Origin of the sequence: Pseudomonas sp. NPDC008258 (assembly GCF_042956345.1) — a bacterium.
Taxonomy (GTDB): Bacteria; Pseudomonadota; Gammaproteobacteria; order Pseudomonadales; family Pseudomonadaceae; genus Aquipseudomonas.
Window position 1 is genome coordinate 203,265 of record NZ_JBIBGE010000006.1, and the last position, 22,675, is coordinate 225,939.

The following is a 22,675-nucleotide window of genomic DNA, read 5'->3' on the forward strand; positions in this document are numbered from 1 at the left end:
CGACTCATGGGGCCGCCCTCCATCCCTACGTGTGGAAGATCCTGCCGATATGTTTGCGCCTTTGTTAAAAAAACTTTTTGGAAGCAAGAACGAGCGTGAAGTGAAACGCATGCTCAAGACGGTGAGTATCGTCAATGCCTTCGAAGAGAAGATGGTGGCCCTCTCCGACGAGCAGCTGCGGGGCAAGACCGCAGAGTTCAAGGAGCGCCTGGCCAAAGGCGAGACACTGGACCAATTGCTGCCTGAAGCCTTCGCCGTGGCCCGTGAGGCCGGCAAGCGCGTCATGGGCATGCGCCACTTTGATGTGCAGCTGATCGGCGGCATGACCCTGCACGAGGGCATGATCGCAGAAATGCGCACCGGTGAAGGCAAGACCTTGGTCGGTACCCTGGCCGTGTACCTCAACGCACTGTCCGGCAAGGGCGTGCACGTGGTCACCGTCAACGACTACCTGGCCCGCCGTGACGCCAACTGGATGCGCCCGCTGTACGAGTTCCTCGGCCTGTCGGTCGGTATCGTCTCGGCCTTCCAGCCGCCGGAAGAAAAGCGCGCCGCCTATGCGTCCGACATCACCTACGGCACCAACAACGAATTCGGTTTCGACTACCTGCGCGACAACATGGCATTCAGCCAGGAAGAGAAGTTCCAGCGTGAACTGAACTTCGCCGTGATCGACGAAGTCGACTCCATCCTCATCGACGAAGCACGTACCCCGCTGATCATCTCTGGCCAGGCCGAGGACAGCTCCAAGCTGTACATCGAGATCAACCGCCTGATCCCGCGCCTGACGCAGCACATCGAGGAAGTGGAAGGCCAGGTCACCCAGGAAGGCCACTTCACCATCGACGAGAAGAGCCGCCAGGTCGAGCTGAACGAAGCCGGTCACCAGTACATCGAAGAGATGCTGACCCAGGCCGGCTTGCTGGCCGAGGGCGAGAGCCTGTATTCCGCGCACAACCTGGGCTTGCTGACCCACGTCTACGCCGGCCTGCGCGCGCACAAGCTGTTCCACCGCAACATCGAGTACATTGTCCAGGACGGCCAGGTACTGCTGATCGACGAACACACCGGCCGTACCATGCCGGGCCGTCGCCTGTCCGAAGGCCTGCACCAGGCCATCGAGGCCAAAGAGAACCTGAACATCCAGGCCGAGAGCCAGACCCTGGCTTCGACCACGTTCCAGAACTACTTCCGCCTGTACACCAAGCTGTCCGGCATGACCGGTACCGCTGATACCGAAGCGTTCGAGTTCCAGTCGATCTACGCCCTGAACGTGATGGTCATTCCGCCGAACAAACCACTGGCGCGTAAAGACTTCAACGACCTGGTGTACCTGACCGCCGACGAGAAGTACGCTGCGATCATTGCCGACATCAAGGAAAGCATGAAGCAGGGCCGGCCGATCCTGGTGGGTACCGCGACCATCGAAACCTCCGAGCACATGTCGAACCTGCTCAAGAAGGAAGGCATCGACCACAAGGTACTGAACGCCAAGTACCACGAGAAGGAAGCCGAGATCATTGCGCAAGCCGGTGCCCCGGGTGCGCTGACCATCGCCACCAACATGGCTGGCCGTGGTACCGACATTCTCCTGGGTGGTAACTGGGAAGCCGAAGTGGCCACCCTGGAAAACCCGACTGCCGAGCAGGTCGCCCAGATCAAGGCCGGCTGGCAGAAGCGTCACCAGCAGGTGATCGAAGCCGGTGGCCTGCACGTGATCGCTTCCGAGCGCCACGAGTCGCGCCGAATCGACAACCAGTTGCGTGGCCGTTCCGGCCGTCAGGGTGACCCGGGCTCCAGCCGCTTCTACCTGTCGTTGGAAGACAGCCTGATGCGTATCTTCGCCTCTGATCGGGTGAAGAACTTCATGAAGGCACTGGGCATGCAGTCGGGCGAGGCCATCGAACACCGCATGGTCACCAACGCCATCGAGAAGGCACAGCGCAAGGTCGAAGGCCGCAACTTCGACATCCGCAAGCAATTGCTCGAATACGACGACGTGGCCAACGAGCAGCGCAAGGTGATCTACCACATGCGCAACAGCCTGCTGGCTGCCGAGAACATCGGTGACACCATCGTCGAATTCCGCAAGGAAGTGCTGGACGCTACCATCAGCCAGCACATCCCGCCGCAGTCGCTGCCTGAGCAGTGGGATGTGGCCGGCCTGGAAGCTTCGCTGGCCAGCGATTTCGCCATGAAGCTGCCGATCCAGCAGTGGCTCGACGAGGATGATCACCTCTACGAAGAGACCCTGCGCGAGAAGCTGCTGAACGAGATCACTACCGCCTACACCGAGAAGGAAGACCAGGCCGGTATCGACGCTCTGCGCACCTTCGAGAAGCAAATCCTGCTGCGCGTGCTGGACGACCTGTGGAAAGACCACCTGTCGACCATGGACCACCTGCGTCACGGTATTCACCTGCGCGGCTATGCGCAGAAGAACCCGAAACAGGAGTACAAGCGCGAATCGTTCACCCTGTTCCAGGAGCTGCTCGAGTCGATCAAGCGCGACACCATCCGCGTGCTGTCGCACGTTCAGGTTCGCCGCGAAGACCCGGCCGAAGAGGAAGCCCGCCTGCGCCGCGAGGCCGAGGAGCTGGCCAGCCGCATGCAGTTCCAGCATGCCCCTGCCCCAGGCCTTGAAAGCGGGCAGTTGAGCGAGGAGGGCGACGAAGTGGCCGTTGCCTCAGCACCTGTACGCAACGACCAGAAGCTGGGCCGCAACGAGCCGTGCTGGTGTGGCTCGGGCAAGAAGTTCAAGCATTGCCACGGGCAGATCGAGTGATCTGACCTGATTGCTGTATCGTGACAACCCTGGGGGCCGCATTGCGGCCCCCTTTTTCCATATTCACCGTTTTCTAGGAGCGCTCTAATGGCTGTTGGTCTTGGTCCTTTGCCCACCCTGCACCCGGTTCCGGGTTTTGAACTCGGCATCGCTTCTGCCGGCATCAAGCGCCCTGGGCGCAAGGATGTGGTGGTCATGCGTTGTGCCGAAGGCTCCAGCGTGGCTGGCGTGTTCACGCTCAATGCCTTCTGTGCAGCGCCAGTGATCCTGTCCAAGCAGCGTGTACAGGGCACCGTGCGCTACCTGCTGACCAATACCGGTAACGCCAACGCCGGTACCGGCGCGCCAGGCCTGGCCGCTGCCGAGCGTACCTGCGCCAAGCTGGCCGAGCTGACGGGCGTGCCGGCCGAATCGGTACTGCCGTTCTCCACCGGCGTGATCGGCGAGCCGCTGCCGGTCGAGAAGATCGAAGGTGCGCTGCAGGCCGCCCTCGACAACCTGTCGGAAAACCACTGGGCCGAAGCTGCCACCGGCATCATGACCACCGACACCCTGCCCAAGGGTGCCAGCCGCCAGTTCCAGCACGATGGCGTGACTGTGACGGTCACCGGCATCAGCAAGGGTGCAGGCATGATCCGCCCGAACATGGCCACCATGCTCGGCTACATCGCTACCGACGCCAAGGTTGCTCCGGCGGTGCTCAAGGACCTGATGCTGGACGGCGCCAACAAGTCGTTCAACCGCATCACCATCGATGGCGATACCTCGACCAACGATTGCTGCATGCTGATCGCTACCGGCAAGGCCAATCTGCCGGAAGTGACCGAAGCCAGCGGTGCGCTGTTCGAAGCGCTGAAAAAGGCCGTGTTCGAAGTGTGCATGGAAGTCGCCCAGGCCATCGTCCGTGACGGCGAAGGCGCTACCAAGTTCGTGACCGTGCAGGTCAACGGTGGCGGCAACCATCAGGAGTGCCTGGACGTGGGCTATGCGGTGGCGCATTCGCCACTGATCAAGACCGCACTGTTCGCCTCCGACCCGAACTGGGGCCGTATCCTCGCCGCCGTTGGCCGTGCAGGCGTGCCGGAGCTGGATGTGAGCCTGATCGACGTGTACCTGGACAACGTGTGCATCGCCAGCCAGGGCGGCCGCAGCCCAAGCTACACCGAAGCGCAAGGTTCGGCCGTAATGGCCCAGGAAGAGATCACCATCCGTATTGAACTGGGCCGTGGTGCGTGCAGCGAAACCATCTGGACCACCGACCTGTCCCACGAATACGTGAAGATCAACGCCGAATACCGTACCTGATCCAAATGGGGCCGCTTTGCGGCCCAATCGCCGGCAAGCCAGCTCCCACAGGTACAGCGTATCCTTCAGGCCCTGTGCTGTACCTGTGGGAGCTGGCTTGCCGGCGATGGGCTGCAAAGCAGCCCCAAAAAATCCAAACCGATGGAGCCGAACCATGAGCTATCACCTGATCATCGGCGACAAGCTGTATTCCTCCTGGTCGCTACGTGGCGCCCTGGCCCTCGAGCTGGCCGGCGTGCCCTACGATGAAACCCTGATCAAACTCAATCAGCCTGACACCCGTCAGCGTATCCTCGCGTATTCCGCCACCGGCAAGGTCCCGCTGCTGAAGACCGAGCACGGTGTGATCGCCGACTCGCTGGCCATTGCCGAATACCTCAACGAACGCCACCCCGAGGCCCAGCTGTGGCCTGCCGACGTTGCTGCCCGTGCCCAGGCCCGTTCGGCCTGCGCGCAGATGCACAGCGGGTTCTTTGCGCTGCGTGGCGCCATGCCGTTCGACCTCTCGCGTGACAAGGCCCTGGACGATGTGCCGCTGGACGTGCAGGTGGACATCGACCGTATTGTTGCGCTGTGGTCCGAATGCCGTGTGGTGGCCAAGGACAGCGGGCCATTCCTGTTTGGCAAGCCGAGCCTGGCCGATGCCTTCTTCGCCCCGGTGGCCGTGCGCCTGCGCACCTACCGCGTGGAGGTACCCGCAGAGGCGGCCGCCTACATCGAAACCATCTATCAGTGGCCAGCCTTCAAGGCTTGGCAACAGGCCGGCCTGGCGGAGCGTGAAGGGTGAAACGGATTCATGTAGTAGCTGCTGTCATTCGTGGCAATGACGGCCGTATCCTGATTGCCCGCCGGGCGGATACCCAGCACCAGGGTGGCCTGTGGGAGTTCCCTGGTGGCAAGGTGGAAGCGGGCGAAAGCGTGGAGGCAGCGCTGGCCCGTGAGCTGCGCGAGGAGCTGGGCATCGAGGTGACCCGCTCGCGTGCGCTGATCAAGGTCAGCCATGACTACCCGGACAAACAGGTGCTGCTGGATGTGCGCGAAGTCGACGCGTTCACCGGCGAGCCCCATGGCGCCGAGGGGCAGCCGCTGGAATGGGGGGCCCCGCGCGACTTGCCGCAATACGAGTTCCCTGAGGCCAACAAGCCGATCGTGGCTGCCGCGCGCCTGCCGGATCAGTACCTGATTACCCCGGATGGCCTGGAAGTGCCGCAGATGCTCAAGGGCATCCAGAAAGCAGTAGCCGATGGTACTCGCCTGATCCAGTTGCGTGCCCCGGACATGTACGACCCCAAATACCGCGACGTGGCGGTGGATGCGGTCGGGCTATGCGCAGGTAAAGCACAGCTGATGCTCAAAGGGCCGCTGGAGTGGCTGGGCGACTTCCCATCGGCGGGTTGGCACCTGACGGCGGCACAGCTGCGCAAGTACGCGGCCAAGGGCCGGCCGTTCCCCAAGCAGCGCTGGCTGGCGGCGTCCTGCCACAGCGCTGAGGAACTGGCGCTGGCAGCGCAGATGGATGTGGACTTTGTCACCCTGTCGCCGGTGCAGGCGACCCAGACCCACCCTGAGGCTGTGCCATTGGGCTGGGATGAGGCGCAGCGGTTGATCGCCGGGTTCAACAAGCCAGTCTACCTGCTGGGTGGGGTAGGGCCGGGGGAGCGTGAGCAGGCCTGGGAAGCCGGTGCACAAGGTGTTGCCGGGATCCGGGCGTTCTGGCCTGAGGCCTGAGCAATTGGGGCCGCTTTGCGGCCCATCGCCGGCAAGCCAGCTCCCACAGGAAACTCACAAGCCCTGAAACTGTGCAGTACCTGTGGGAGCTGGCAATGGGCTCACACAGGAAACTCACAAGCCCTGAAACGGCGCGGTACCTGTGGGAGCTGGCTTGCCGGCGATGGGCTGCAAAGCAGCCCCAAAACTATCAGCCTTGAGGCTTTTCGGCAGGCTGCCACAGAACCTCAGCCACCCCCTGCCGCCGCCCGATGATTCGCGCTGCCACAAACAGCAGATCCGAAAGCCGGTTGATGTACGCCAACCCAACCCCTTCCAGCGGCTCCAGCGCATTCAACTGCTGACAGCGCCGCTCTGCGCTGCGCGCCAGGCTCCGGCACACATGCGCCTGCGCCACCAGTGCCGAACCACTGGGCAGAATGAAGTTCTTCAATGGCCCCAACTCGTCGTTCCATGCATCGATGGCCGCTTCCAGCCGCTCGACCTCCGCCAGGTTCAACGCCTGGTAACTCGGCATCGCCAACTCGCCCCCCAGGTCGAACAAACGGTGCTGACACGGTGCCAGCACGGTGCTCACCTCATCCAGCCCTTGCTCGTCCAGCCCCGCCAGCAGCACGCCCAGTTGGCTGTTCAGGCTGTCTACCTCGCCAATCGCCTCGATCCGCGGGTGGTCCTTGGGCACCCGTCGGCCATCGCCCAGGCCGGTTTCGCCCTTGTCGCCGGTACGGGTGTAAATCTTCGACAGGCGGTAACCCATGTCACTTCTCCGTGTTGGCCGGCATCGCCGGCTGGCCGAGGGGCAGGCGCAGGGTGAAGCAGGTGCCCTGACCGGGCGTGGACTGCACCTCCATCTGCCCCTTGTGATTGTTGGTGATGATGAAATATGAAACCGACAAGCCCAGCCCGGTGCCCTGGCCGATTTCCTTGGTGGTGAAAAATGGCTCGAAGGTGCGTTTGCGCACTGCCTCGGGCATGCCGACGCCGTTGTCCTCGACCTGGATTTCCGCCCACGGCGGGTTCAGCCGCGTGCGCAGGGTAATGCGCCCCGGCTCACTCGGCTGCGGGCGCAAGTGGATGGCTTGGGCGGCGTTTTTCAGCAGGTTGAGCAGCACCTGTTCCAGTTCGTTGGCCGTACAAGGCACTGGCCCGAGCGCGGGGTCGAACTGGCGCACGATGGCCTGGCCTTTGAAGTCGAAACCGATGGTGAGGTCGAAGTCGTTGCCGGCAATTTCCACCGCCTGGTCGATCAAGGCTGGCAGGTCGCACGGTGCCAGCTGACGGTTGCTACGGCGGCTGAAGCTGAGCATGTGGGTAACGATCTTGGCTGCCCGTGCGCCGGCCTGCTGGATACCATCGAGCAGTTGCGGCACTTCACGGCTGGCCAGGTAACGGTTGACCGTGGGCAGGTCGATGCCCAGTTCTTCGGCTTGCTCCTGGTTGCGCGGCAACTCTGGCGACAGGCGCCGGCGAATGTTCTGTACGTTGTGCAGGATAGCGCCTAGCGGGTTGTTGATTTCGTGGGCCATGCCCGCCGCCAGGCCGCCGACCGAGAGCATCTTCTCGGATTGCACCATCATCTCTTCAAGCGACAGGCGCTGGGTAATGTCGTCGATACGGATGACCACGCCGCGCCCGCCGCCGCCGGTCAGTGGATAGAAGGTAAGGGCGTAGTGGCGCAGGTCGTCACCCTTTGGCCAGGTAACCCGCTCGATCTTCGCCACCCGGTGCTTTTCCACGGTGTCCTTCAGTTGTGGCAGGAACGGCTTTAGCGGCTCGAAGGCAATGAATACCGGCTGGTTCAGGGCTTCATCCAGTGGCGTGCCGGAAAGCACCGTGGCTTCGTGGTTCCATTGGGTCACGTAAAGCTGTTCGTCGAGGGCGATCAACGCCGAGGGCATCGAGTCGATGATGCTGTTGAGGTAGTTCTGGAAGCCGGTGAGCTTTTTTTCGATCTTGCTGCGCACCTGCACTTCCAGCTCCAGCTTGCGGTTGGTATGGCGCGTTTCCTCGGCCAGGCCTTGGGCCTGGTCGTAGGCATCCTGGAACTCGTCGCGAGCGCGCTTGAGCTGCTGCTCGCGGGCCTCGATGCGCGACAGCATGGTATTGAAGGCTGCGGCCAGGCTGCCGATTTCGTCGTCGTTGCCACGCGTGGCGCGCAGCGCGTAGCTCTCTTCACGGGTGACCTGGCGGCTGAGCTCTTCAAGCTGATGGATCGGCTGGGTGATCAGGCGTTTGATCTGCCGGGCGATGACGATCCACAGCAGGATGCTGAACACCAGGATGCCCAGGCTGGCGCTGAGGGTGCCGGTGTAGAAGGCGGTGGGCAGCTCGCTGCTGGCGACCAGCAGCAGGTGCGCTGGCGGGTTGGCGTCGCGCGGGATGCGAATCAGCTGGGTACTGCGAAACTCCATCAGGCGCCAGCCATCGATGTTGCGAAAACGCTTGGGCAGGGCCAGCGGCTCGCCATGCTGCAATTGCGCCAGCATGCGGCCGTCGCCACCGTACACGGCGGCGGCACGCAACGGTGTGTAGCTGTCCAGCTCCTTGAGCAGGGCGCTGGCGGTGTCCGGGGTATCGCCGGCACGGGCTGCAAGCTGTGGGTTGGCCACCAGCCTGCCGATGGTCTGCAGCGCCTGGGGGGCCATGCTTTCCTGGGTTATCCAGTAGGCCGCACTGATGAAGGTAAGGTTGGCCACCAGCAGGATGGTTACCAGCAGTACCAGCAGGGCCGCCAGCAGCTTCTGCCCGACCGGGAGGTTTTCCAGGCGTTGGCGCAAGGTCATGGGCTAGGCAATGTCCGTATCCGGTTCAAGGGGCCGCATCAGTCGCAGGGCAAGCCACGTGTGCGCAAGTTATCGACCAGGCGTTGCTGCAGGCGTTCCAGCTGGGGCAACTGCAGCCCGTGGCGGCCGGCTGCACGGCAGGCATGGCCGAGCAGGTAGTGCACCTCGGTGCGTCGGTTGGCGCGCACGTCCTGGTACATGGAAGAGTAGTTGGCTGCGGTGGCGAGGATAACCCGCTGCACTTCTTCGCCCAGTTCAACCGCAGCTTGCGGTTGGCCACAGCGGCGCAGCAACTCGGCCAGTTCGGCGCACAGTGCGTCCACTTCACCCAGGTGCCCCAGCAATCCGCCGTTCTGGCAGTCGTGCAGCACGGTCAGCGGGTTGATGGCGCAGTTGAGTGCCAGCTTGCGCCACAGGCGGGTGAGTATGTCCACGGTCCATTCTGCCGGGATGCCGGCTTCGTGCAGGTCATCGAACCAGGCGGGGGTGGCCGGGTTGCGTGGGTCGCCCAGCCAGTTGAAGCCGTGCCCGGCAAAGCGCACCTGCCAGTCGCCCTCACGGAAGGCGCCTTCGGTGCTGGAGGCAAAAATGCAGCGTGCGTGGGGCACCAGGTCGGCCACTTCGTCCTGGCTGCCCAGGCCGTTCTGCAGCAACAGCACTTCGGCACCCTCGGCCAGCCGTGTTGCCACACCGGCAATGGCCGGGGCGGCATCGTAGGCCTTGCAGGCCACCAGCAGACGGTGGATCGGCCCATGTGCCTGCGCGGTTTCTGCGGGGATGGCGTAGTGGTGGGGCTGGTCCTGTTCGATCAGGGTCAGGCCGCGGGCTTGCTGGTAGGCCTGCAAGCGTTGCCCGTCCCGCAGGATCAGGCGCACTGCCTTGCCCGCGCGCGCCAGGCGGCAAGCCCACAGGCTGCCCAGGCTGCCGGCGCCGAGAATATGCCAGGTGCTGCTCATATGCGTTTCGCAACCCGTTATAATGAGTCCGCATTTTAACCGTCAAACCCAGCGCGCTCCATCTTCAGCCTGAGCGCGCTTTTATTTTGGGAGAACAACCATGCCTTCGTTCGACGTGGTATCGGAACTGGACAAGCACGAAGTGCAGAACGCGGTCGACAACGCCATCAAGGAACTGGACCGCCGCTACGACCTCAAGGGCAAGGGCACCTTCGAGTTCAAGGAAAAGGACCAGACAGTGATGCTCACTGCCGAGGAAGAGTTCCAGCTCGAAGCGATGCTGGAAATCCTGCGCTTGGCGCTGGTCAAGCGCAAGATCGACGTGAAGTGCCTGGAAACCAAAGACCCGTACCCATCGGGCAAGGAAAAGAAACAGGAAGCCAAGTTCCGCGAAGGCATCGACAAGGACCTGGCCAAGAAGATCGTCGCCACCATCAAGGATGGCAAGCTGAAAGTGCAGGCCGCTATCCAGGGTGAGCAAGTACGCGTAACCGGCAAGAAGCGTGACGACCTGCAGGAAGCCATTGCCCTGCTGCGCACCAAGGAGTTCGACATGCCGCTGCAGTTCAACAACTTCCGCGACTGATGCAGGTAATGCCCGGAACCCCGATGGCCAAATGATGTCCATCGGTTCCATGGCCGCGTTGCGGGTTGCGGCCGGTTTTACCGTGTACATGCCGCCAGGCATCAGGAGATGAATATGGATTTGAACGCTGAAGTCGATCAGCTCGTCCGCCAGTCCCAGACGTGGATTCCGTTGATCATGCAATACGGCAGCCGCCTGCTGCTGGCGCTGCTGACACTGGCCATTGGCTGGTGGCTGATCAACCGGGTAAGTGCGCGCCTTGGCAAGCTGGCCGGGTTGCGCGCCGACGCGGCCCTGCAAGGGTTTATCAGCACCTTGTCGAACATTGTGCTGAAGGTGCTGCTGTTCGTCAGCGTGGCGTCGATGATCGGTATCGAGACCACCTCGTTCGTCGCTGCCATCGGTGCCGCAGGCCTGGCCATCGGCCTGGCGTTGCAAGGCAGCCTGGCAAATTTCGCTGGCGGCGTGCTGATCCTGATGTTCCGCCCGTTCCGCATTGGTGACTGGATCGAGGCGCAAGGCGTGTCGGGTACGGTCGACAGCATCCAGATCTTCCACACCGTGCTGCGCACGGGTGATAACAAGACAGTGATCATGCCCAACGGCAGCCTGTCCAACGGCATCATCACCAACACCAACCGCCAGCCGACGCGCAAGGTGGTGTTCGATGTGGGCGTGGACTATGAGGCTGACCTGCAAAAGGCCCGTAACGTGCTGCTGGAGCTGGCGCAGGACCCACGCGTGCTGCCCGACCCCGCACCGCAAGCGGTGATTTCGACCCTGGGCGACAGTTCGATCACCGTGTCGTTGCGCCTGTGGACCAAGACTGCCGACTACTGGGATGTGATGTTCATGCTCAATGAGCATGCGCGTGACCGGTTGAAGGCTGAAGGAATCGACATCCCGTTTCCGCAGCGGGTGATCCGTGTGGTGCAGGAGACAGCCGCGCAGTAAGGCTGTAAAACCCGGGGCCGCTTCGCGCCCCATCGCCGGCAAGCCAGCTCCCACAAGTACAGCGCCGCTCTCGAATCTGGCGCGATACCTGTGGGAGCTGGCTTGCCGGCGATGGGGCGCGAAGCGGCCCCGTTTTTACACTTGTTCACAGCAATTTCCGGCCATTTCTGGCATATAGCCTGACCCCAGCTGCCACACCCGATACGCCATCATGAAACCACTGCTTTACATCACCCCCCTGCGCGCCCTGCTGTTCGGCCTTACCCTGGCCCTGTTCGAGCTGCTTACCTACCTGGCCAGCGACGCGGTCATGCCGGCCATGCCGGTGGTGGTGGGCGACCTGAACGCCAGCCCCGAGTACATCCCCCACGCCCTCAACCTGTACCTGCTGGGCGGCGTGGTGCTGCAATGGCTGATCGGGCCGCTGGCCGACCGCTATGGCCGGCGCCCGCTGCTGCTGGCCGGTTGCGCGTTCTTCGGCGTGGCCTGCCTGGCCACGTTCTGGGTCCACGACATCGGCCTGTTCAACTTGCTGCGCCTGTTGCAGGGGATCGGCCTGGGCTTTGTGGTCACGGTCAGCTACCCCGCGCTGAACGAAGCCTTTAGCGAGGCAGATGCCGTACGCATGATGGCCTTGCTGGCCAATATTGCCTTGCTGTCACCGCTGCTGGGACCGCTGGTGGGCACGTTGCTGTTGCAGTGGCTGGACTGGCGCTGGCTGTTCGTGGCCTTTGCCATCGGCGCGGTGCTGGCCTGGGTGCTGTTGTACCGGTTGATGCCGGAAACCCTGGGTGTTGAGCGCCGTGACGGTTCTCGCCTGGCGTTTACCCCGATTCACCTGCTGCCGTTGCTGGCCGGTTACGGCCAATTGCTGGCCAACCGCCGCTTCGTTGCCGGCAGTGCCGCCCTGGGGCTGGTCGGCTTGCCGCTGATTGGCTGGATCGGCCTGTCGCCGGTGTTGCTGATTCACGATGAGGGCTTGAGCACAATGGCATATGCCTTGTGGCAGCTGCCGGTGTTCGGTGGTCTGATCCTTGGCAACCTGATCATCAACCGCATCGCCGACCGCTACCCGTTGCCCGCACTGGTGCGGGGGGCGCTGTGGCCGTACCTGGCTGGCCTGTGCCTGATGCTGCTGGCGACCTGGTACTGGCCGAGCGTGACCAGCGTGGTAGCAGGCATGTCTTTGTACGCGTTGGGGCTGGGCGTAGCCAACGCGGTGCTGTACCGCATGACGCTGTTCTCCAGTGAACAGAGCAAGGGCCTGGTTTCGGCCATGTTGGGGATGATCACCATTGCCTTGCTGGGGCTGGGCGGTGCGGTGCTGGCGATGATTGGTGCCGGGGCCAGCTTGCTGCACTTTGCCCTGGCGGCGGGGGTGGCGGGGGCACTGGCGCTGTGGCCGCTGTGGTTTGTGGTAGGTGGGCGGCCTGGGGAAGGGGCTGTTACTCAGTAATCGTCTTTGCCTGCACCGGCCTCTTCGCGGGCTTGCCCGCTCCCACAGGTACCGCACAGCCCTTGAGATCTGTGCGATTCCTGTGGGAGCGGGCAAGCCCGCGAAGAGGCCAGTACAGGCGCTAACAATCTGTCAGGGCCGCTCGGCCGCCGAGTTTTCCTCTGCCACCGGCGTACCCCGCCCAGCCTCCTGGCGCCACTGCAAGGCGATCAGGATCAGCGTGGGTACACCCAGCAATGCGGTAATCAGGAAGAAGTCGTGGTAACCGAACTTCTCCACCATCACCCCCGAATACCCGCCGATCAGACGCGGTAGCAGCAGCATGATCGAGCTGAGCAGCGCGTACTGGGTGGCCGAGAATTTCAGGTTGGTCAGGCTCGACAGGTAGGCAACGAAGGCAGAAGTGGCCAGGCCGGAGCTGAAGTTGTCCAGCGAGATGGTCACCACCAGCATTTCCAGGTTTGGCCCCATGTCGGCCAGCATCAGGAACAGGATGTTGGTGGCCGCTGAGGCTGCGCCGCCGATGAACAGGATCGGCATGATGCCGAAGCGCACGATCAACAAGCCGCCGACCCCGGCGCCGACCAGGGTCATGATCAGGCCGAAGATCTTGCTGACACTGGCGATCTGGTCCTTGGTGAAACCCATGTCGATGTAGAACACGTTGGCCATCACGCCCATCACGGTATCGGACATGCGATAGGTGGCAATCAGGCCGAGCAGCAGCAGGGCCTGCCAGCGGTAGCGCGCAATGAAGTCGTGGACCGGCGTAAGTACAGGTGCCAGGCCGCGACGGCCGAGGCTCGATAAACACGCCCAGCTCAGCAGCACATACAGGATCAGGCGCAGGAAAGCGCGGTCTTCCAGCAGCAGGTCAAGCGGCGTGGCATCACCGGAAATGACGCTGGACCAGCCGGTATTGAACATTTGGGTGAAGCTGGCCGGCACCGACACCAGCAGGATGATCAGCACGAACACCGACGCCAGCTGGTGCACCAGCCCATAGCGCGCCGCCGACAATTGCGTGCGCAGGGGCACTGGCGGCTCGCGCATGACCAGAGTGGTGAACAGGGCAGGCAGCATCATCACCCCGAACATGACGTAGGTGCCGGCCCAGGCCTTGTGCAGGTAGCTGAAACCGGTGGAGCCGAACCACTCGGCGAAGAACAGGGCGCCGGCCGTGGCCAGCAAGGCGGCAACCCGGTAGCCGGCCATGTAGCTGGCAGCAAGCGCGGCCTGGCGCTGGTCGTCGGCGATTTCCAGGCGGTAGGCGTCTACGGCAATGTCCTGGGTAGCCGAGGCAAAGGCCACCAATACGGCCATGGCGATCAGCCACGACAGATGTTGTTGCGGGTCGCACAGGCTCATGCCGACCAGGCCGATGACTACCAGCGATTGCGACAACAGCAGCCACGAACGGCGCCGACCCAGCCCACCCAGCAGCGGCAGGCGCCATTGGTCGAGCAGCGGCGACCACACCCACTTGAAGGCGTAGGCCAGGCCGATCAGGCTGGCGTAACCAATGGTCTCGCGGGCAACGCCGGCTTCACGCAACCACACCGACAGGGTCGAGAAAACCAGCATGTAGGGCAGACCGGCGGCGAAACCGAGCAGCAAAAGTACCAAGGTTGACGGGCTGGCATAGGCAGCAAGCGCAGCGCGCCAGGTTTTACGGGGCATGGGCCAACATCTGCCTCAAGTTTGCGAAAACAAAGCGCGCACTCTAACCGCTGTGCTCCATTGGGCGCCAGCCATGGCGCGTCATATCCACACGATTGTTGGTTACATTCACACCTTCCGCGCGTAATCGCGCCCTTTGTTCATCCCCCGACGGGGTACCCATTGCCAGGCTCAAGCGCCCACCTGCACCGAGCACCCGGTGCCAGGGCAGGCGGGTGTCCGCAGGCAACTGCCCGAGGGTGCGCCCGACCCAACGCGCCGCACGGCCAAGCCCCGCCAGCTCGGCCAGCTGGCCGTAGCTCACCACCTTGCCGCTAGGCACCTGGCCAAGTACTGAATATAGCGCCGTTCGTCGGCCCTCGGCGGATTCCAAGGCGTGTTCATATCCATCAGACATCACGCCCCCCTTGGGCTACAGATGAAAACGGACCGGTGGTCCGGCAAATGAGAGTTGAACTCAACGCCAAGTGCTCGGTCTGTCCTTGCTCTGGGCGTTGGTATCTGGATAATGCCCGGCTTTTTTCGTCAAATCGAACCCGTAGTCCGCTTATGAATTCTAGATCGTTGTTGTGCCTGCTCGCTGCTTCCTTGTGCGCCGCCCCGGTGTTCGCCGACACCGTGTGGATGAAGAACGGTGACCGGCTCAGTGGCAAGATCAAAGTCTTCGACGGTGGCAAGCTGCTGCTGGAAACGCCTTACGGTGGGTCCATCGCCCTGGACTGGAAAGAAGTCCAGACCCTGGAAAGCGACCAGGAAATGCTGGTCAAGCAAGATGCCTACACCGGAGAAAAGGCCAAGTCGCTCAAAGCGGCCGAGCCTGGCAAGGTCACCCTGGCCAATGGCGAGGCGCCCAAGACCGTGGAGCTGGCAAGCATCGAGCAGATCATGAAGCCCAAGCCACTGGTCGAGGACTTCGTGTGGAAGGGCAACGTCGACGTGGCGCTGGACTACAAGCGTGCCGAGAATGATACCGACGATTACGACATCGGCTTCAAGACCACGGCCCGTCACGGCCGCTGGCGGCACAACGCCGAAGGCGAGTACAACCGCGAGACCAAGGACGACGTTACCACCACCGACAACTGGAGTGCCGAGTATGCCCTGGACCGTTTCATGACCGAGAAGTGGTTCTGGCAGGGCCGTGCGGAATACAAGCGCGACCGCATCGAAGACCTGGCCCGTCAGCGCACCGTGGGTACCGGCCCGGGTTACCAGTTCTGGGATGACGAACTGGGGGCGTTCTCGCTGGGTTCGCTGGTCAACCGTACCGACTTCGAATACCAGGATGGCAGCAAGGACAATTTCTACTCCGCGGCGGTGAAGTGGGATTACACCCGCTACCTGATCGGCAAGAACGTGCAGTTGTTCACCAACGGCGAGTTCGCCAAGCCGCTGGGTGGCGTTGCCGACTACTCGCTGGATGCCGAAGTTGGCCTGCGCTACAAGGTTACCGAGTGGGCCTCGCTCAACCTCAAGGCGGAGAAGGACATCATCACCGGGACGCGTGAAAGTGACCTGGACAAGACCCGCTATACCGCGGGCTTCGGCGTGACCTGGTAAATCCTTGGGGGCCGCTTTGCGCCCCATCGCCGGCAAGCCAGCTCCCACAGGATCACCACAGGCCTGAGTCTTGTGCGGTAACTGTGGGAGCTGGCTTGCCGGCGATAGGGCTGCAAAGCAGCCCCATTGGCACTGGAACTGATAATGCTTATCTTGTCATCTATCCAGTCTGCCACCAGGAGCCGCCCCCAAGTGAGTATCAACGCCATCCGCCCCGCCCGGGAACTGCTGCTCAAGGAATACCGCGGCGTGCTCTCGACCCATTCCAAGTCGATGCCCGGCTTCCCGTTCGGTTCGGTCGTTCCGTACTGCCTGGACGCCCAGGGCAACCCGCTGATCCTCATCAGCCGCATCGCCCAGCACACCCACAACCTGCAAAAAGACCCCAAGTGCTCGCTGCTGGTGGGTGAGCGCGAGGCCGAGGACGTGCAAGCCGTGGGGCGCCTGACGGTGATGGCCGAGGCGCACAAGCTGGTCGACGAAGCCGCCATCGAGGCTGCCGCCGAACGCTACTACCGCTACTTCCCCGACGCCGCCAACTATCACAAGGCCCACGACTTCGACTTCTGGGTGCTGCAGCCGGTACGCCACCGCTACATTGGCGGTTTCGGCGCGATCCATTGGCTCGATCAGGTGACTTTGGCCAACCCCTTCGCCGGCAAGGCCGAGGCAAGCATGGTCGAACACATGAACAGTGATCACGCCAACGCCATCGCCCACTATGTGGAACTGACCGACCTGCCACGCCATGCGCCGGCGCAAATGGCCGGGGTCGATAGTGAAGGCATGCACCTGCGCATTGGCCAGGCGCTGCACTGGTTGCCTTTCCCCAGTACTTGCAACACGCCGACACAAGTCCGCGAAGCCCTGGTTTTACTGGCGCGCGCCGACCAGTGGCCGGTTGCGACGGCAGCCGAGGGTTGAAAAGCCGAGCATACGCATCCATCTGTAGGTCTTACAGGAAGGTTCTCTTCCAACGAGGATTGCTTTGATGCGTGCTTTTCTACTGTTGCTTCTGCTGTTTCCCGTGCTGGAGCTTTTCGTTTTCGTGAAGGTCAGCGCGGCCATCGGGTTTTTCCCGGCGCTGCTGTTGATCATCGCCGGCTCCGCCCTGGGTGTGCTGGTGATGCGCGTGGCCGGCCTGGCCACCGCATTGCGTGCCCGTGAAAGCCTGCAGCGTGGCGAACTGCCCGCCGAGGACATGTTCCAGGGCATGATGCTGGCGGTCGGTGGCGGCCTGCTGCTGCTGCCAGGCTTCATCAGCGACGTGCTGGGCCTGCTGTGCCTGCTGCCGTTCACCCGCCACCTGGCCGCACGCAAGATGCGCGAGCGTGCCGAGGCCCAGGCCATGCGCCAGCGTGCATTCCAGGACGACCCGTTCCAGGCGCGACCACGTGAGAGTGGCCACCGTCCGAATGTGATCGAAGGCGAGTACGAGCGCCGCGACAAGTAAAACGCCCGGGGCCGCATATGCGGCCCCGGTGTTTTTCAGCCTGAAGAAAAATTTTGCATATCAAGCCTTGTAATTGAATATGGCGGCCTCATGTATGTGGTCACCGCAAGGTTTCTGGTGGTTACGCCAGACATGACACAGGTGGTTCGCCCATTGCGGGCCACTCCCCGGCAACGCCGGACAGCATCAACCCGCCGGTGTCGATACCGGCCGATGAAAACCACAATTTGGGAGAGATCGACAATGAAGCTTCGTCCTCTGCATGACCGCGTCGTTATCCGTCGCAGCGAAGAAGAATCGAAAACCGCTGGCGGTATCGTCCTGCCGGGTTCGGCCGCTGAAAAACCAAACCGCGGCGAAGTTGTAGCCGTCGGCACCGGTCGCATCCTGGACAACGGCGAAGTTCGCGCGCTGGCCGTGAAAGTGGGTGACAAAGTGGTCTTCGGCCCTTACTCGGGCAGCAACACCGTGAAAGTCGATGGCGAAGACCTGCTGGTCATGGCCGAGAACGAAATCCTCGCCGTTATCGAAGGCTGATTTCCCCGACTTCCCGTTACTCCAAAGAATTCCAAGGATTAAACGATCATGGCTGCTAAAGACGTAAAATTCGGCGATTCCGCTCGTAAGAAAATGCTGGTTGGTGTCAACGTTCTGGCTGACGCGGTAAAAGCGACCCTGGGCCCGAAAGGCCGTAACGTGGTACTGGCCAAGAGCTTCGGCGCGCCAACCATCACCAAGGACGGCGTTTCCGTCGCCAAAGAAATCGAGCTGAAAGACGCCTTCGAAAACATGGGCGCCCAGCTGGTCAAGGAAGTTGCTTCCAAGGCCAACGATGCTGCCGGTGACGGCACCACCACCGCTACCGTTCTGGCTCAGGCCATCGTCAACGAAGGCCTGAAAGCCGTCGCTGCCGGCATGAACCCGATGGACCTGAAGCGCGGTATCGACAAGGCCACTGCTGCCGTCGTTGCCGAGCTGAAGAACCTGTCCAAGCCATGCGCCGACTCCAAGGCCATCGCCCAGGTAGGCACCATCTCCGCCAACTCTGACGACTCCATCGGCAACATCATTGCCGAAGCCATGGAAAAAGTCGGTAAAGAAGGCGTGATCACCGTTGAAGAAGGCTCGGGCCTGGAAAACGAACTGTCCGTCGTAGAAGGCATGCAGTTCGACCGTGGCTACCTGTCGCCATACTTCGTCAACAAGCCGGACACCATGGTTGCCGAGCTGGAAGGCCCGCTGCTGCTGCTGGTCGACAAGAAGATCTCCAACATCCGTGAGCTGCTGCCAGTACTGGAAGCCGTTGCCAAGGCCGGCCGCCCACTGCTGATCGTTGCCGAAGACGTTGAAGGCGAAGCGCTGGCTACCCTGGTAGTCAACAACATGCGCGGCATCGTCAAGGTTGCAGCCGTCAAGGCTCCAGGCTTCGGCGACCGTCGCAAGGCCATGCTGCAGGACATCGCCGTCCTGACTGGCGGCCAGGTCATCTCCGAAGAAATCGGCCTGTCCCTGGAAACCGCTACCCTGGAGCACCTGGGTAACGCCAAGCGTGTGACCCTGTCCAAGGAAAACACCATCATCATCGACGGCGCTGGCGCCGAAGACGACATCCAGGCTCGCGTCAAGCAGATCCGCGCCCAGATCGAAGAAACTTCGTCGGACTACGACCGTGAGAAGCTGCAAGAGCGTCTGGCCAAGCTGGCTGGCGGTGTTGCCGTGATCAAGGTCGGTGCTGGCACCGAAGTTGAAATGAAAGAGAAGAAAGCCCGCGTTGAAGACGCCCTGCACGCTACCCGTGCAGCCGTTGAAGAAGGCGTGGTGCCTGGCGGTGGTGTTGCCCTGGTTCGCGCCCTGGCTGCCATTGCCGATCTGAAAGGCGACAACGAAGATCAGAACGTCGGTATCGCCCTGCTGCGTCGCGCTGTTGAAGCCCCGCTGCGCCAGATCACTGCCAACGCCGGCGACGAGCCAAGCGTTGTGGCCGACAAGGTCAAGCAAGGTTCGGGTAACTTCGGTTACAACGCTGCTACCGGCGAGTACGGCGACATGATCGAGATGGGCATCCTGGACCCAGCCAAGGTCACCCGTTCGGCCCTGCAAGCTGCTGCTTCGATTGGCGGTCTGATGATCACCACCGAAGCCATGATTGCTGACGCTCCGAGCGAAGCACCAGCTGCCGGCGGCATGCCAGACATGGGCGGCATGGGTGGCATGGGCGGCATGATGTAAGCCAGCCTTACCCCCAGTAGTATGAAAAAGCCCCGGTTCGTGAGAACCGGGGCTTTTTCGTTTTACCTGTGAGGGCCATTGGGGCTGCTGCGCAACCCATCGCCGGCAAGCCAGCTCCCACAGGATCTCCACAGGCCTGAGGCTTGTGCTGCACCTGTGGGAGCTGGCTTGCCGGCGATGGGCCGCAAAGCGGCCCCTCAATCAGGCGACGCTACGTTCGGCGACTGGCGCCTCCACCATGACCCGGCGATACAGGATCAGGTAATACGACCCCAGCCCGATCAACCAGCAGAACACCCCCGTCCACACGTTGTGCGACAAGAAATGCGCGCCCTGCATCATCCGCCCAACGCCTAATACCGACCCAGCCAGCAAGGCCACAACAAACGCCACTCGCGCCAGCCGCGGCTTGCGATCACGCAGCATGAAGAACAAGCCGAACAGGCAGAACCCGGTCGCCGCATGCCCGCCTGGCCAGCACAGCCCAGGCTTGTCGGTAGCCGGTCGCGGTTCCAGCAGCTTGCTGTAGGTCTCGCTGCCGCCAAACTGGGTCAGGCTCCATGGGCACTGCACCTGCGTCACCTTCTTCAACGGTGTGACAAACGCCGTGGACAGGCCCAGCGCCAGCACCAGGCAGCCCAGCTCGCGGCGCCAGCTGAACAGACGTTTCCAGAAGAAACTGGCGGCGAAGGTCAGTAGCGACAAAACCCCAAGCAGGATGACCACTTGTTTGACCCGGTCATGCAGGATGTTTTCCAGCAAGTAACTGTGGCGCCCGATGAACTGCCCGGCAGCGGGATCGAAGAACAGGTTGGCCACATCCATGTCGATCGACGTCAACTCCAGCAGGATCAAGGCCAGCGCGGTCGCCAAGGGTATGCCCAGATACAGCCAGACGTTGATCGGGCGAGGGCGGGGTGGTTGCTGCATGGCGGCTCCAGGGCACGAAAAAGATCGGGCATTGTCGGCTGCCCGCTATCCTGTGTCCGTGAAGGATCAGTGAAAAAACCGTCAAGTGCGGTGAATTTTTCCGAGGGCTGGCACCGTGCAGGCATAGGCCTTAAGCTGCGCCTGCCGCGCACCACAGCGAGAAGCGCCGCACAGGAGAAACCGATGCGCATTCTTTTGGTTGAAGACAACCGCGATATCCTGGCCAACCTGGCCGATTATCTGGGCATGAAAGGCTACACAGTGGACTGTGCCCAGGATGGCTTGTCCGGCTTGCACCTGGCTGCCACCGAGCACTACGACTTGATCGTGTTGGACATCATGCTGCCCGGCATCGATGGCTACACCCTGTGCAAGCGCCTGCGCGAAGATGCCCGCCGCGATACGCCGGTGATCATGTTGACCGCCCGCGACCAGCTGGACGACCGCCTGCAAGGCTTCCGCTCCGGGGCTGACGATTACCTGCTCAAGCCCTTCGCCCTGTCGGAGCTGGCCGCGCGCATCGAAGCGGTGCTGCGCCGCGCCCAGGGCGGCGGGCGGCGTACCCTGCAGGTCTCCGACCTCAGTTACGACCTCGACACACTGGAGGTCACTCGTCAGGGGCGCCTGCTCAAGCTCAACCCGGTAGGCCTCAAGTTGCTGGCGGTGCTGATGCAGAAAAGCCCGCACGTTCTGCGCCGCGAAGTACTGGAAGAGGCCCTGTGGGGCGACGACTGCCCCGACAGCGACAGCCTGCGCAGCCATGTGCACCAGCTGCGCCAGGTAATCGACAAACCGTTTGAAAAACCGTTGCTGCATACCGTGCATGGCGTCGGCTATCGCCTCGCCGAGGGCCGCGATGGAGTTTAAGCAAAGCCTTGCCCAGCGCATCATCATCGCCTTTGCGCTGATGAGCGCGCTGGTGGCCGGCGCCTTTGCCTTCGGCATTGTCGCCACCGTACACCTGGTCGAAGAGCGGCTGATTTCCTCGGTATTGGGCGGTGATCTTCAGCGCCTGCTGCGCATGGACAGTGTCAGTGACTGGAGCCACCGGCCGCGCCCCGACCAGTTGTTCTACTTCAGCGGCGGGCGTGACGACTTCGAGTTACCCAAGGACTTGCGCCACCTGAGCCGGGGCTTCCACGAGGTGTTCCGCGACCAGCTGTCGTACCACGCCATGGTCGAGATCGTCGATGGCCGCCGTTATGTGCTGCTGCAGGACCAGAGCGACTTCGAAGAACGCGAGCGCGTGCTGTTCGCCGTGGTGGTGGTGGGCTTCGTGCTCAGCCTGGTGCTGGCCGTCATCCTGGGTTGGCTGGTGGCACGCCGAGTGATGGCGCCGGTCGTGCGCCTGGCGCGCCAGGTGCGGCACCGCGACCAGTTACTGGGCTTGGCCCCGCCGCTGGCGCCGGACTATGCGGCGGACGAAGTAGGCCAGTTGGCGGTAGCCTTCGACGATACCCTGGGCCGCCTGCGCGACGCGCTGACCCGCGAGCGGCTGTTCACCAGTGACGTTAGCCACGAACTGCGCACGCCCTTGATGGTGCTGGCCACCTCGTGCGAACTGCTGATGGAGAACCCGACGCTGGACGCCCGTTCGCGCAGCCAGGTTGAGCGCGTGGCGCGGGCTACGGAAGAAATGCGCGAGCTGGTACAGACCTTCCTGATGCTGGCCAGGGCACAACGTGATGAGGGCGCCGTGGCCTCAAGGGCAACCCTGCGGGAGGTGGCCGACGAACTCATCGGCGTATGGCGCGACACGATCGAGCAGAAGGGCCTGACCCTGTATTTCGACGGACGCGTCAGTGCCAGCCCGGTGCTGTACAACGCCACGTTCCTGCAATCGGTAATGGGCAACCTGTTGCGCAATGCCGCCCACTACACCGACAGTGGCTACATCCGGCTAAGCCTGGAAGCCAACGGTTTCAGTGTGGAGGACAGTGGCGTGGGCATCCCCGAAGAGCAGCGCGAGGCGATGTTCAAGCCGTTCGTTCGTGGCGATGAGCGGCGCGGCGAGGGCCTGGGCCTTGGCCTGTCGCTGGTGCAGCGAATCTGCGACGACCAGGGCTGGCATGTCACCCTCACATCGACCCTGCCGCATGGTTGCCGCTTCCAGGTGGACTTGAGCAATACCAAGGTCCAGAGCAGCCCGGACACCATGGTCGAGTAATCTGTTGTAACAGGTTAAAGGGCGCGCAACATTTTTTTCACATTGGCATGACCTGATTCCAACGCCTGCCTGCCTAAGGTGGGCGCACTGGAGTCAGGAGATG

The 22,675-nt window shown here is 62.5% G+C and carries 20 protein-coding genes; 14 read left to right on the plus strand and 6 right to left on the minus strand.

The window, feature by feature from the left end:
* Positions 1 to 49: 49 nt before the first annotated feature.
* The 4 genes from secA (at position 50) to ACFY9W_RS07235 (ending at position 5,818) form a co-directional block, all read left to right on the plus strand.
* Positions 50 to 2,785, plus strand: coding sequence for a preprotein translocase subunit SecA (secA, locus tag ACFY9W_RS07220; protein WP_391127708.1), 2,736 nt, complete (start codon positions 50 to 52; stop codon positions 2,783 to 2,785).
* 87 nt (positions 2,786 to 2,872) lie between these two features.
* A complete protein-coding gene (gene argJ / locus ACFY9W_RS07225) occupies positions 2,873 to 4,090 on the plus strand; it encodes a bifunctional glutamate N-acetyltransferase/amino-acid acetyltransferase ArgJ (RefSeq protein WP_391127711.1) in 1,218 nt (405 codons plus the stop codon).
* 154 nt (positions 4,091 to 4,244) lie between these two features.
* Positions 4,245 to 4,877, plus strand: a complete 633-nt coding sequence (locus ACFY9W_RS07230) for a glutathione S-transferase N-terminal domain-containing protein (RefSeq protein ID WP_391127714.1) — start codon at positions 4,245 to 4,247, stop codon at positions 4,875 to 4,877.
* Positions 4,874 to 5,818, plus strand: coding sequence for a Nudix family hydrolase (locus ACFY9W_RS07235; protein WP_391127717.1), 945 nt, complete (start codon positions 4,874 to 4,876; stop codon positions 5,816 to 5,818). Before ACFY9W_RS07230 ends, ACFY9W_RS07235 begins: the two co-directional genes overlap by 4 nt.
* Before the next feature lie 190 nt (positions 5,819 to 6,008).
* Here the strand turns inward: ACFY9W_RS07235 and ACFY9W_RS07240 are convergent, their stop codons facing one another.
* From ACFY9W_RS07240 to ACFY9W_RS07250, 3 genes are read right to left on the minus strand one after another with little or no spacing between them, the layout of a single operon-like run.
* Entirely contained in the window at positions 6,009 to 6,575 is a 567-nt protein-coding gene (locus tag ACFY9W_RS07240) for a cob(I)yrinic acid a,c-diamide adenosyltransferase (RefSeq protein ID WP_391127720.1), read from the minus strand.
* 1 nt (position 6,576) lies between these two features.
* Positions 6,577 to 8,601, minus strand: coding sequence for an ATP-binding protein (locus ACFY9W_RS07245; protein ID WP_391127723.1), 2,025 nt, complete (start codon positions 8,599 to 8,601; stop codon positions 6,577 to 6,579).
* Between the two features lie 38 nt (positions 8,602 to 8,639).
* Positions 8,640 to 9,557: a putative 2-dehydropantoate 2-reductase gene (locus ACFY9W_RS07250; RefSeq protein WP_391127726.1), complete on the minus strand. Its 918-nt coding sequence runs from the start codon at positions 9,555 to 9,557 to the stop codon at positions 8,640 to 8,642.
* 100 nt (positions 9,558 to 9,657) lie between these two features.
* Between ACFY9W_RS07250 and ACFY9W_RS07255 the strand changes: the two genes are divergently transcribed.
* From ACFY9W_RS07255 to ACFY9W_RS07265, 3 genes are all read left to right on the plus strand, one after another.
* Positions 9,658 to 10,143: a YajQ family cyclic di-GMP-binding protein gene (locus ACFY9W_RS07255; RefSeq protein ID WP_391127728.1), complete on the plus strand. Its 486-nt coding sequence runs from the start codon at positions 9,658 to 9,660 to the stop codon at positions 10,141 to 10,143.
* A 114-nt stretch (positions 10,144 to 10,257) separates the two neighbouring features.
* Positions 10,258 to 11,097 (plus strand): mechanosensitive ion channel domain-containing protein, encoded by an 840-nt coding sequence (locus tag ACFY9W_RS07260; RefSeq protein WP_391127731.1) that lies wholly within the window; start codon positions 10,258 to 10,260, stop codon positions 11,095 to 11,097.
* A gap of 211 nt (positions 11,098 to 11,308) precedes the next feature.
* Positions 11,309 to 12,553 (plus strand): MFS transporter, encoded by a 1,245-nt coding sequence (locus tag ACFY9W_RS07265; protein WP_391127734.1) that lies wholly within the window; start codon positions 11,309 to 11,311, stop codon positions 12,551 to 12,553.
* Between the two features lie 132 nt (positions 12,554 to 12,685).
* On the opposite strand, the gene ACFY9W_RS07270 is transcribed toward ACFY9W_RS07265, so the two are convergent.
* Complete coding sequence (locus tag ACFY9W_RS07270) at positions 12,686 to 14,233, minus strand: AmpG family muropeptide MFS transporter (protein ID WP_391127737.1); 1,548 nt, start codon at positions 14,231 to 14,233, stop codon at positions 12,686 to 12,688.
* A gap of 43 nt (positions 14,234 to 14,276) precedes the next feature.
* Positions 14,277 to 14,630: an MGMT family protein gene (locus tag ACFY9W_RS07275; RefSeq protein ID WP_391127740.1), complete on the minus strand. Its 354-nt coding sequence runs from the start codon at positions 14,628 to 14,630 to the stop codon at positions 14,277 to 14,279.
* A 152-nt stretch (positions 14,631 to 14,782) separates the two neighbouring features.
* Here ACFY9W_RS07275 and ACFY9W_RS07280 point away from each other — a divergent pair, with 152 nt between their 5' ends.
* The 5 genes from ACFY9W_RS07280 to groL all read left to right on the plus strand — a co-directional run bounded on the left by ACFY9W_RS07280 (position 14,783) and on the right by groL (position 19,475).
* Complete coding sequence (locus ACFY9W_RS07280) at positions 14,783 to 15,793, plus strand: DUF481 domain-containing protein (RefSeq protein ID WP_391127743.1); 1,011 nt, start codon at positions 14,783 to 14,785, stop codon at positions 15,791 to 15,793.
* 192 nt (positions 15,794 to 15,985) lie between these two features.
* Entirely contained in the window at positions 15,986 to 16,717 is a 732-nt protein-coding gene (locus tag ACFY9W_RS07285) for a DUF2470 domain-containing protein (RefSeq protein ID WP_391127746.1), read from the plus strand.
* Positions 16,718 to 16,784: 67 nt separating this feature from the next.
* Positions 16,785 to 17,246 carry an FxsA family protein gene (locus ACFY9W_RS07290; protein WP_391127749.1) on the plus strand — a complete coding sequence of 154 codons (462 nt, stop codon included), beginning with the start codon at positions 16,785 to 16,787 and terminating at the stop codon, positions 17,244 to 17,246.
* Between the two features lie 243 nt (positions 17,247 to 17,489).
* Positions 17,490 to 17,783 carry a co-chaperone GroES gene (locus ACFY9W_RS07295; protein ID WP_003260750.1) on the plus strand — a complete coding sequence of 98 codons (294 nt, stop codon included), beginning with the start codon at positions 17,490 to 17,492 and terminating at the stop codon, positions 17,781 to 17,783.
* 48 nt (positions 17,784 to 17,831) lie between these two features.
* Positions 17,832 to 19,475: a chaperonin GroEL gene (gene groL / locus ACFY9W_RS07300; RefSeq protein WP_391127753.1), complete on the plus strand. Its 1,644-nt coding sequence runs from the start codon at positions 17,832 to 17,834 to the stop codon at positions 19,473 to 19,475.
* A 201-nt stretch (positions 19,476 to 19,676) separates the two neighbouring features.
* Here the strand turns inward: groL and ACFY9W_RS07305 are convergent, their stop codons facing one another.
* On the minus strand, positions 19,677 to 20,405 hold the full coding sequence (locus tag ACFY9W_RS07305) for a phosphatase PAP2 family protein (protein WP_391127756.1): 729 nt from the start codon (positions 20,403 to 20,405) through the stop codon (positions 19,677 to 19,679).
* A 183-nt stretch (positions 20,406 to 20,588) separates the two neighbouring features.
* On the opposite strand from ACFY9W_RS07305, the gene colR reads away from it, so the two are divergent.
* Both colR and ACFY9W_RS07315 read left to right on the plus strand, forming a co-directional pair.
* The gene (colR, locus tag ACFY9W_RS07310; RefSeq protein ID WP_016488935.1) at positions 20,589 to 21,272 is read left to right on the plus strand and encodes a two-component system response regulator ColR; all 684 of its coding nucleotides are present in this window, start codon (positions 20,589 to 20,591) and stop codon (positions 21,270 to 21,272) included.
* Positions 21,262 to 22,572, plus strand: coding sequence for an ATP-binding protein (locus ACFY9W_RS07315; protein WP_391127760.1), 1,311 nt, complete (start codon positions 21,262 to 21,264; stop codon positions 22,570 to 22,572). The genes colR and ACFY9W_RS07315 overlap by 11 nt, the downstream gene beginning before the upstream one ends.
* The last annotated feature ends 103 nt before the right edge of the window (positions 22,573 to 22,675 follow it).